Origin of the sequence: Odoribacter sp. N54.MGS-14, from assembly GCF_000980295.1 — a bacterium.
In the GTDB taxonomy this organism is placed as follows: domain Bacteria; phylum Bacteroidota; class Bacteroidia; order Bacteroidales; family Marinifilaceae; genus Odoribacter; species Odoribacter splanchnicus.
This window is the reverse complement of the sequence record NZ_LARL01000039.1, coordinates 18,662-28,851: the sequence shown is the minus strand read 5'-3', so window position 1 is coordinate 28,851 and position 10,190 is coordinate 18,662. Positions and strand designations below refer to the sequence as shown.

Annotated in this window: 10 protein-coding genes; 7 read left to right on the top strand and 3 right to left on the bottom strand. The window is 46.2% G+C overall.

The window, feature by feature from the left end; genetic code table 11:
- Positions 1 to 380: 380 nt before the first annotated feature.
- On the top strand, positions 381 to 1,466 hold the full coding sequence (locus tag WS42_RS09105; RefSeq protein ID WP_046404765.1) for an Sb-PDE family phosphodiesterase: 1,086 nt from the start codon (positions 381 to 383) through the stop codon (positions 1,464 to 1,466).
- Positions 1,467 to 1,592: 126 nt separating this feature from the next.
- Here the strand turns inward: WS42_RS09105 and dinB are convergent, their stop codons facing one another.
- Positions 1,593 to 2,675 carry a DNA polymerase IV gene (dinB, locus tag WS42_RS09100; RefSeq protein WP_046451007.1) on the bottom strand — a complete coding sequence of 361 codons (1,083 nt, stop codon included), beginning with the start codon at positions 2,673 to 2,675 and terminating at the stop codon, positions 1,593 to 1,595.
- A gap of 72 nt (positions 2,676 to 2,747) precedes the next feature.
- Complete coding sequence (locus WS42_RS09095; protein WP_022161428.1) at positions 2,748 to 3,455, bottom strand: pirin family protein; 708 nt, start codon at positions 3,453 to 3,455, stop codon at positions 2,748 to 2,750.
- Between the two features lie 116 nt (positions 3,456 to 3,571).
- Between WS42_RS09095 and WS42_RS09090 the strand changes: the two genes are divergently transcribed.
- Both WS42_RS09090 and WS42_RS09085 read left to right on the top strand, forming a co-directional pair.
- Positions 3,572 to 4,549, top strand: coding sequence for a DMT family transporter (locus WS42_RS09090; protein ID WP_046402614.1), 978 nt, complete (start codon positions 3,572 to 3,574; stop codon positions 4,547 to 4,549).
- Positions 4,491 to 5,003 (top strand): tyrosine-protein phosphatase, encoded by a 513-nt coding sequence (locus tag WS42_RS09085; RefSeq protein ID WP_013611690.1) that lies wholly within the window; start codon positions 4,491 to 4,493, stop codon positions 5,001 to 5,003. The genes WS42_RS09090 and WS42_RS09085 overlap by 59 nt, the downstream gene beginning before the upstream one ends.
- Before the next feature lie 2 nt (positions 5,004 to 5,005).
- On the opposite strand, the gene WS42_RS09080 is transcribed toward WS42_RS09085, so the two are convergent.
- Complete coding sequence (locus WS42_RS09080; protein ID WP_046451005.1) at positions 5,006 to 6,889, bottom strand: AAA domain-containing protein; 1,884 nt, start codon at positions 6,887 to 6,889, stop codon at positions 5,006 to 5,008.
- A gap of 207 nt (positions 6,890 to 7,096) precedes the next feature.
- Between WS42_RS09080 and WS42_RS09075 the strand changes: the two genes are divergently transcribed.
- The 4 genes from WS42_RS09075 (at position 7,097) to WS42_RS09060 (ending at position 10,169) form a co-directional block, all read left to right on the top strand.
- A complete protein-coding gene (locus WS42_RS09075; protein WP_147345769.1) occupies positions 7,097 to 7,420 on the top strand; it encodes a hypothetical protein in 324 nt (107 codons plus the stop codon).
- A gap of 88 nt (positions 7,421 to 7,508) precedes the next feature.
- Positions 7,509 to 7,859 carry an NADH-quinone oxidoreductase subunit A gene (locus WS42_RS09070; RefSeq protein ID WP_013611693.1) on the top strand — a complete coding sequence of 117 codons (351 nt, stop codon included), beginning with the start codon at positions 7,509 to 7,511 and terminating at the stop codon, positions 7,857 to 7,859.
- 85 nt (positions 7,860 to 7,944) lie between these two features.
- A complete protein-coding gene (locus WS42_RS09065) occupies positions 7,945 to 8,550 on the top strand; it encodes an NADH-quinone oxidoreductase subunit B (RefSeq protein ID WP_046402611.1) in 606 nt (201 codons plus the stop codon).
- Positions 8,547 to 10,169 (top strand): NADH-quinone oxidoreductase subunit D, encoded by a 1,623-nt coding sequence (locus WS42_RS09060; RefSeq protein ID WP_286728466.1) that lies wholly within the window; start codon positions 8,547 to 8,549, stop codon positions 10,167 to 10,169. Before WS42_RS09065 ends, WS42_RS09060 begins: the two co-directional genes overlap by 4 nt.
- Positions 10,170 to 10,190 lie beyond the last annotated feature (21 nt).

Sequence of the window (10,190 nt, the reverse complement as noted above, 5' to 3'; positions counted from 1 at the left end):
TGATGGATTCGAACCACCGAAGGCTACGCCAGCTGAGTTACAGTCAGCCCCATTTGGCCACTCTGGTAACTGCCCTTGTTTTAAAGAACTCTCTTTTGTTTTGCGGGTACAAATATAGGACATTTTCTATTCGCTGCAAAATTTTAAACACAAAAATACAATGAATAATCTGTGAAAACTCTACTTATTCTCCCATATCATTGACCACCAAGCTAATATTTACTTATGGTGTTTATATACATGTTTATTCTAACTGTACGCTTATAAGTGTAAATATGTATATAACTGCCTTACTTATTATTTTCTTCACTTTTTGGCAACCACTCTGTCATTTCCAGGATTTACTTTTGAAACCGGATAAATGATTAAATAACTCTATTATGAAAAAAAGTAGTATTATCGGTGTGTTAATTCTCTGTTTTGCTTTTTGGGGTAAAGCTCAAGTCAGAAATGAAATTCGTGTACCCGATCCGGAAGGATACCGGACATTGAAATGTGATTTCCATATACATACAGTATTTTCCGATGGTTTGGTCTGGCCGACGGTACGTGTCGACGAAGCTTACCGGGAGGGGTTGGATGCGATCGCCCTGACCGAACACCTGGAGTACCGTCCCCATCGCCAGGATATTATTGCTTCGCACAACCGATCCTATGAAATTGCAGAGAAAACAGCCCGGAATAACCAGGTAATTTTAATCAGAGGAAGCGAAATTACCCGCCCGATGGCTCCCGGACATTTCAATGCCATTTTTCTAAGCGACTGCGACGCCCTGGAACAAAAGGAATATATGGATTCGTTCAAAGCAGCACGCCGGCAAAATGCATTCATTTTCTGGAATCATCCGGGTTGGGACCGTCAACAACCCGATACGACCCTCTGGTGGAATGAACATACCCGTCTGTATGAAGAAGGATATATGCAGGGTATAGAAGTCGCTAATGGGAAAAAATACTCCCCGGAAGCACAACGCTGGTGTATGGAAAAGAAACTGACCATGATCGGCACATCGGATATCCATCAACCCATCCAGACAGATATCGATTTTGCACGGGGCCAACACCGTACGATGACCTTCGTATTTGTCCGGGAACGTTCGGCTGAAGGAATCCGTGAAGCTTTATTACATCGCAGGACTGCAGTATATATGGATGAGAAAGTTATCGCCGAAGAACAATGGCTGAAAGAGTTATTCGAAAAATCGATCGACATCGAGGATATAAAACGAAATGAAAAAAGCATCGTTATTACCCTGAAAAACAATTCCGATCTGACCTTCCATCTCAAAAAGACCCGGCATAATCCCGGTCTCGTTTATTTCAGGGAATATACCATCCAACCTCAGTGCCGCCATCGTATCGAAATCCGTTTAGAAAACAATATCCAGGGAGGCGATATCAATTTTGAAATCACTAACTTATATGCTGCTCCCAACAAAGGACTGACTTATAGCTACAAAGTGTAAGCGGCCTTTTCCCCTTCTGACCAACGCATTTCCGATGCAGATCCACAAGACTCCGGTCCCAGACCGGCCGGACGATTCTCCCATCCGCATTGAAAATGCGTAAATCGGTTACCTTACTGCTACCGGTTAAAAATTAATTTCCAACTGGGTCGGAATCCCTTGTTCCGGATCATCGGGAGAAGAAACCGGATTAGATACGGTAAGTCCCATCAACCGGATACGGTAATGAGTCAGCTGCAAACCGGCTAACAACTGCTTGGCTAAAGGCAGAATTTCTTTCATTGTATACAATTCGTGTCCTACACTGATGCTACGGGTCTTCTGTGTAAAATCGTGGAATTTGATTTTCAGCGTCAACGTATGTCCTTTGAATCCGGCTTTCCCTAAACGCCGGATCAATTCATCGGCCACATGCCACAGCTCAATAATCAGTGCAGTATGGGTTGTCAGATCTTTTTCGAAAGTATTCTCACACCCAACCGATTTACGTATCCGGACCACCTCCACAGGACGAAGATCTACCCCATGCGAGAAATCGTAATACAACTGGCCGGCCTTCCCAAAATTCCGGTTAAGAAATTCCAACGAACAATTGCGGAGTTGTGCTCCGTTATGTATCCCCAGTGCATGCATTTTATGGGCAGTCACTTTACCAATCCCCCAAAATACTTCGATAGGCAAACGAGCGATAAAAGCAGCTGCTTTACGGGGATGGATAACAAAAAGACCGTCCGGTTTGCGATAATCCGAAGCAATCTTCGCCAGGAATTTATTATAAGAGACTCCGGCCGAAGCCACCAACCCCAATTTCTCGCGAATCTCTTTTTTAATAGCCCGGGCAATGTCTACGGCTAAAGGAATATTCTTTTTATTTTCGGTGACATCCAAAAAAGCTTCGTCCAAAGCTAAAGGTTCTATCAGGTCCGTGTATTCATGAAAGATCCGATGGATCTCTTCCGACACGGCTTTATAATCTTCCATACGTCCCCGTACAAAAATTAAATCAGGACACAATTTAAGAGCTTGCATAGAAGACATTGCCGAACGAATACCGAACTTACGGGCTTCATAACTGGCAGCAGCCACCACACCCCGCTCCTCCGGGCGTCCTACGGCCAAAGGTTTTCCCCGGTATTCGGGATGATCACGCTGCTCGACAGAAGCATAAAATGCATCCATATCGATGTGTATGATTTTCCTGTTTTCCATTTTCTTCATTCAAAAATAAAGTTTTTTCTTTACAAGAAAATCATTTTTACAAACTTTAGTCTTCGATGAACGCTAAATCATAGCCACTTCTATCAACAACACATAAGCCTCACTCCGTGCCTCCACCTGAAAATGGTCTGTCTCCGTGATACCCATACCATCGCGCCGCGACAAATCAGTACCTTCGATACAGATTTCACCTTCGATGACAAAACAATAAACGCCTGTATTCTTCTGGTGCAGATGATACCCGATCTTTTTACCTTTCTCTAACTTTCCCAATGCAAACCAGGCATCCTGTAAAATACCGCCAGGAGCAGTGCCATCAGGAGCCACTATATAGCCAAAACGATTTTTCATGTCTACCTGGCGGATATCATAGCTTTTATAGACCGGCTTAGTATTGTTTACACGAGGAATAACCCAAATCTGTAAAAACTCCAGATTTTCAGTTTTACTATCGTTGAATTCACTATGATAAATCCCGCTACCTGTACTCATCACCTGAATATCCCCGGGACTAATCACCTCACTGTGCTCCAGACTATCTCCATGCCTCAGGTAACCTTTCAAAGGAATCGAGATCACCTCCATATTTTTGTGGGGATGGGTATCGAACCCCATTCCGGGGGTAACGGTATCGTCGTTCAGCACCCGTAAAGCCCCGAAATGAATCCGCTGTGGGTTATAATAGTCTGCAAAACTAAAAGTATGCCAGGTATTCAGCCAGCCGTAATCAGCATGTCCCCGTGTATTCGCCCTATCAATCACTGTCTTCATATGTTTTATTTTTATTATTTATAAAATCGTATATTGCTTATTAAACGTTCTGTAACAAAGTAAAGTTTCCAACGTTTAAAAAGTTACCGAATCGCTGAGTAACTTAAAAAGAACATATGCCCAAATCCCAAGCTTATATCGGTCATCTGATGATTCTGGCCACCACTTTCATTTATAGTTTCAACACCAATTTTATGAAAGTCATCATTCCCGAATGGATCGGTCCCAACGGGTTGGTGTTACTCCGTTGCTCTGCCAGCACCCTGGTTTTCTGGCTAATCGGCCTTTATTTCCCGACTTCTTCCGATCATCCGCACCCCCCAAAAAAAGAAATCGGGATGATGATACTGGGCGGTATACTCGGCTTAGGAGGTAACTTATTGTTTTATATCAATGGACTTTCACTGACCGGGCCTATCGATGCTTTTGTCATCCGCACCACCCAACCGATCATCGTCATTGCCCTGGCGGTTATTTTTCTGCATACCGTATTTACCAAATACAAAGCCTTCGGTATTCTACTCGGTATTGCAGGCGCCCTTTATGCCTCCATTATGCCCCACACCGGAAGCCTGGTGAAAGACTCGTTCGGAGGCGATGTCCTGGTTTTCTGCTCTTCGGTTTCTTACTCCTTCTTTCTGATCCTGATCAAACCTTATACCCAAAAATTCGATTCGGTCACCGTCATGAAATGGATGAGCTTATCTTCGATGATCATCAGCTTACCTTTCGGGCTGTCAGATCTGGTCAGATCACCTTTATTTTCCGCCCAGGCTCCCCTTCACATCTGGCTCGAAATTTGTTATATACTTTTCGTTGCCACCGTGATCGGCTATTTTTTAAGTGTTTACGCCCTAAACTACATCACCCCCTTCGTAGAAAGTGCTTATAAATACGTCCTGCCGGTCACCGGTGCTGCTGTTTCCATCCTGATGGGACTACAGAAATTTTCGTGGCACGATCCGATTGCTTTGGCCCTGATCGTGACCGGATTTATTCTGATCAATAAAAAAACAAATGAAATCCAAACCAACCATGTATCCATACACCATTCACCTACCGGACCTGAAGACAGAGAAAATCACCCTGGGTAATAAATGCCGGTTGAAAAACTTCTACCGGATCGGAGACGGGGTATATCGTTCGGACCAGCCGTCCGCAGCTTGCTTCCGGGAATTGGAAAAATTCGGTATGCGGGAAATACTGAATCTCCGTTGCTACCACACCGACACCAAAGAAGCACAGGGCACCTCGCTGATCCTGCATCACCTCCCCACCCGGGCCACATTGCTCAGGCTGGACGATCTGGTCACTGCCATGCAGATCATCCGCGACCGGAAAGGTCCCCTACTCTTTCATTGCTGGCATGGCAGCGACCGGACAGGAGCCGTAGCAGCCATGTACCGAATGGTTTTTCAGCATGTTCCCAAACAACATGCCATCGATGAAATGGTTGAAGGTATTTTCGGCTTTCACATGATATTCGATAACATCATCGACACCATCGACGAAGCAGATATCGAACATATCCGGCAAGAATTATTCTGATCTCACCGGAGCCCACCGATATATTCATACAACTCGCGGTAAAAAGGATGTCTGGTCAACGTCACCGCTTCGCCCAAAATCAGTAATTTCATCCGGGCCCGGGTAATGGCTACATTCATACGCCGCAGATCCCGCAAGAAACCGATCTGCCCTTTTTCGTTGGCCCTGACCAGACTGATCATAATCACATCCCGCTCTTGCCCTTGAAAACCATCAACCGTATGCACGGTGATCAGGCGACGGCAAGGACGAAAGAACGGCTCTTTTTTCAACAGATGCCTTAAATAGTGGACTTGTGCCCGATAAGGTGATATCACCCCGAAATCGATATGCTCCTCCAAAATACGCCGGATTCCGATCCGTTCCATATAATTTTTCAGTTCCCGGACTAACAATTCGGCTTCTCCGGTATTCAGACGTCCGGTTCCTTCTGCCACTGCTTTTTCCTGTAAATCCAGTTCTGAAGTATCGATCCAGCTGACAGGCGTATCGAAATCGAGGATACCCCGGTATTTCACTTCCGGTGCCGCTTCCAACTCATCATGATAAAACCAGCGGGAAGGGAAGCGCATAATATCTTCATGCATCCGGTATTGGATTTTCAACAAAGACACGGTCTCCGGTTTGTGCAGCACCACCTTCTCCAGCAAAGTACGGCCGAGCCCTCCCCGGGCAGCCTCTATACATTTGATCGTCGGCGGTAGCTGGCAATGATCGCCGGCCAGAATCACCCGGTCGGCCCGGGAGATCGCGATCCAACAAGCCGCTTCGATCGCCTGGGCAGCCTCATCGATAAACAAAGAAGAAAAGCGTTTACGCTCCAATACCCGGCTAGCCGCACCCACCAAGGTACAGGCGATAACCCTGGCTTCGGTAAACAACTCCGTATCGATACGTATCTCCAAGCCGGTCGCCCTTACCCGCAATTTAGTCAGCTGATTATGCAAACGCTCCCGGTCTTCACGCCCGCTTTTACGTAAACGGCCGGTCATCTCCCGTATAGTCTTTCTAATTTGCCACAATTCCGGATAGTCGCTATGTGCCTCGAAACGACGTTCGTAAGTAAAAGCGAGCATCTTATCGTTTACCCGGGTAGGATTTCCGATACGAAGCACGGGGATACCCCGATCGACCAGTTTTTCTGCAATCCAATCCACCGCCGTATTACTCTGGGCAGACACCATCACCTGATTTTCACGGTGAAGGGTTTCATAAACAGCCTCCACCAATGTCGTCGTCTTACCGGTTCCAGGAGGTCCGTGTACGACAGCCACCTCTTTTGCACACAACACCTGATTCACTGCCTTCTCCTGCGAAGCATTCAGCCAGGGGAAACGCACCGGACCGGTCTCCCGCCGAAGTGCAGGTGCTTTACCCAGTAATACCTCCCGCAAACGAGCCGTACGATTCCCCTTTGCCTCTGCCACCTCACGCAGGGCAGCGAACATCGTCTTATACGAAGTATCGTCAAAATACAACTGTACCCCCAACTCACCCGTAACGACTAATTCCGGCAATACCTGCGGTCCGGGAAGTACAACTACCATTTTATTATCCTGTACATAACTGATCACGGCAGAAAAGTTGAAATAACGGATCTGCCTATCAGCCGAAATCCTAAAAAAACAAACAGGACGTCCGTATTCAAAGCTATGTTCAGTCTCTTCCGTCTCTGTACGCGTTACTTCGACTGTCAGCTGGTTGAGTGAATTATACCGATCGGCCCCCAGCTTCACCGGAAACCAACACACTCCCTGCTGGATTCGCTTCGGAATACCGGCCTCACGGGTCTGCTGACGATACAACTCTTTTTCATATTCGTATTCTTTTTGCAGCATGGCCGATTGTTGTTGTAAATCCTGCATCGGAGAAAGTAATTTATCCATAGCGATTTATTTAAACAGAGGATTGAAGATAGGCCTCCCACTCAGTAATCACTGGCAAAGGTAAAGGAATATTGCCGAATTAATTCAGTTTTTTTTAATATAAATTGTATCCCAAACCTAAAAATTAAATCGTATATTCGCACGTTCAAAAAAATGAGTGTGCAAATTATTAAATGGATCATATTATTATTTGTAACAGGTAACTGTTTGTCAGAGACCTGTAAAGCCAACGATGCCCCCAAGGTATGTCTTCCTGTCCAGTCTAATATCACGATTATTAATCAAGCGGATAATATGCTGGACTCACTCGTATCTTTCCTGCATTTCAATGCAGGTGACCTCACGGAAGAAACCACACACAAAACGCTGGATAAAAAAGTTTTCATCAGGTTATTTATTCAGTCCAGGCATAATAAAATACAATCACCGGCAGAAGATCCCTTGAATAAATTCATTCCCCGGCAAGCAGTTTTCACCGGGCCGGATCACACCGACTACTACATCTATACGCTACAAAAAATTATTATTTAAATCGCCGATTCGTTCAAATAAAGAAGTATCGTCTGGAAACGGACGCCGATAGTTCAGTATTTTAGGTATTTTTTAAACATATTCTGTTATGAATTTGACCTTATTAATTGTCGTAATTCTTACGGCTATTGCTTTAGTGGGGATTGCCCTTGGCGTCGCCCGCATCGTATCTCCCCGTTCTTATAACCGGCAAAAGGGAGAAGCTTATGAATGCGGTATTCCAACCCGTGGCCGTTCGTGGATGCAGTTCAAAGCCGGTTATTATTTGTTTGCGATCCTGTTCCTGATGTTCGATGTAGAAGCGGTATTTTTATTTCCCTGGGCCGTCACCGTACAGGACGCAGGTATCGACGGATTGATCAACATTTTGTTTTTCATGGTTATCCTGATCCTCGGCTTAGCCTATGCCTGGAGAAAAGGGGCACTGGAATGGAAGTAAAAAAAGGTAAAAAGTAAAAGGCTAAAAGCAAAAGGCTGGAGATGAAGAGAAGGGGAAAGTCAGAACAAAAAATAACGGAAAAACGATGAAACAACCCAAGATAAAATCAATGAAATATGAGGACTTTAAAGATAATGAGTACCTCGAACAACTTAGGGCCAACGGCACCGACATCATTGTGGGATGCCTGGACGATCTCATCAACTGGGGGCGTTCGAATTCGGTATGGCCTCTTACTTTTGCCACCAGCTGCTGTGGTATTGAATTCATGGCAGTGGGTGCGGCACGTTATGATTTTGCCCGTTTCGGGTTTGAAGTCACCCGGGCCAGTCCCCGGCAAGCGGATGTAATCATCGTTGCCGGTACTATCGTTCACAAAATGGCTCCGGTATTACGGCGGTTGTACGATCAGATGGCCGAACCCAAATATGTCATCGCTATGGGGGGATGTGCCATATCGGGCGGACCGTTCAAGAAATCCTACCATGTCGTAAAAGGTGTAAATCAAATATTACCGGTAGATGTCTATGTTCCCGGTTGTCCTCCCCGTCCTGAATCGCTGCTTTACGGCATGATGCAGCTGCAACGGAAAATCAAAGTCGAGAAATTCCTCGGAGGAGCCAACAAACAGCAAGACCCCAGGGACAGTAATGACGAAGCTACCCCCCAATGTAATCCGAACAATTTATGAAAGAGAAGATATTAAGTATTGTACCGGAAGCCGTCCTGGAAGAAAAACATGGAATATGGTTCGTCAGCGTTCCACGTACCTCTTTTCATGATCTGGCCCTTCGTTTGCGCAATGACGAGGATACTTCGTTCGATTTTCTGGTATGTATGACCGGTATGGACTGGGGCGAAACCCTGGGCGTCATGTACCATCTGAGATCCAGCAAATACGGTCACGACCTGGCCTTACGGGTTGAAACCGAAAACCGGGAGAATCCCGAATTGCCGAGTGTCTCGGACATTTGGGCTACAGCCAACCTCAACGAACGTGAAGTATTCGATTTTTATGGTATCCGGTTTATCAACCATCCCGACATGCGTCGGTTATTCCTGCGGAACGACTGGATCGGTTATCCGTTGCGTAAAGATTACGATGCGGACGAAAAGATCAACCCCATCCGTCTGGAAAGTGAAAGCAGCCCGGATGCAACCCCTACCCTGGAATTGACAAAAGAAGGGACGATCGAAGCAAGGGAAAACGTTATTTTCGAAGATGACGAATACGTCGTAAACATCGGCCCCCAACACCCTGCCACACATGGAGTGCTCCGTTTCCGGGTATCCCTGGAAGGAGAAATCGTAAAAAAAGTGGATGTCAACTGTGGATATATCCACCGGGGTATCGAAAAAATGTGTGAAACCCTCACCTATCCCCAGACTCTGGCACTGACCGACCGGCTGGATTACCTTTCGGCCCATATGAACCGTCACGCCTTGTGTATGTGTATCGAAGAGGCGATGGGGCTGGAAATCCCGGAACGGGCCAAATATATCCGGACGATTATGGACGAACTGACCCGTATCGCTTCCCATCTTCTGTTCTGGTCCACCTTCTGTATGGACCTGGGAGCCCTGACCGCTTTCTTCTATGGATTCCGCGACCGGGAAAAGATCCTGGACATGTTCGAAGAAACCTGTGGGGGCCGCTTGATTCAGAATTACAACTGCATCGGAGGAGTCATGGCCGACATCCATCCGAATCTGATCACAAGGATCAAAGATTTCATCCGATACCTGCCCCCTATGCTAAAAGAATATCATGGTGTTTTCACCGGTAATATTATCGCCCGGCAGCGGATGAAAGACATCGGTATTCTTTCTCTGGAAGATGCTATTTCCTATGGAGTAACCGGTCCTTCGGGACGTGCCTCAGGCTGGAAATGCGATATCCGTAAAATTCATCCTTACGGGGTATACGATAAAGTCGATTTCAAAGAAATCACTTACAACCATGGAGATACATTCAACCGCTACATGGTGCGTATGGATGAAATCGTCGAATCGCTTCACATTCTGGAGCAGCTGGTCGACAATATTCCGGAGGGAGATTTCGCCGTTAAGACCAAACCGATCATCAAACTTCCGGAAGGCCAATACTACAAGAGTGTCGAAGCCGCCCGGGGAGAATTCGGTGTATATATCGAAAGCCACGGAGATAAATTCCCGTACCGGGTGAAATTCCGTTCGCCGGGTCTTCCGCTGGTATCGGTAGTCGATCTGCTCGCCAGCAACAACAAAATTGCCGACCTGATCGCTATCGGCGGCTCACTGGACTATGTCGTTCCGGACATCGACCGATAAGAAATGAAAGATGATAGATGA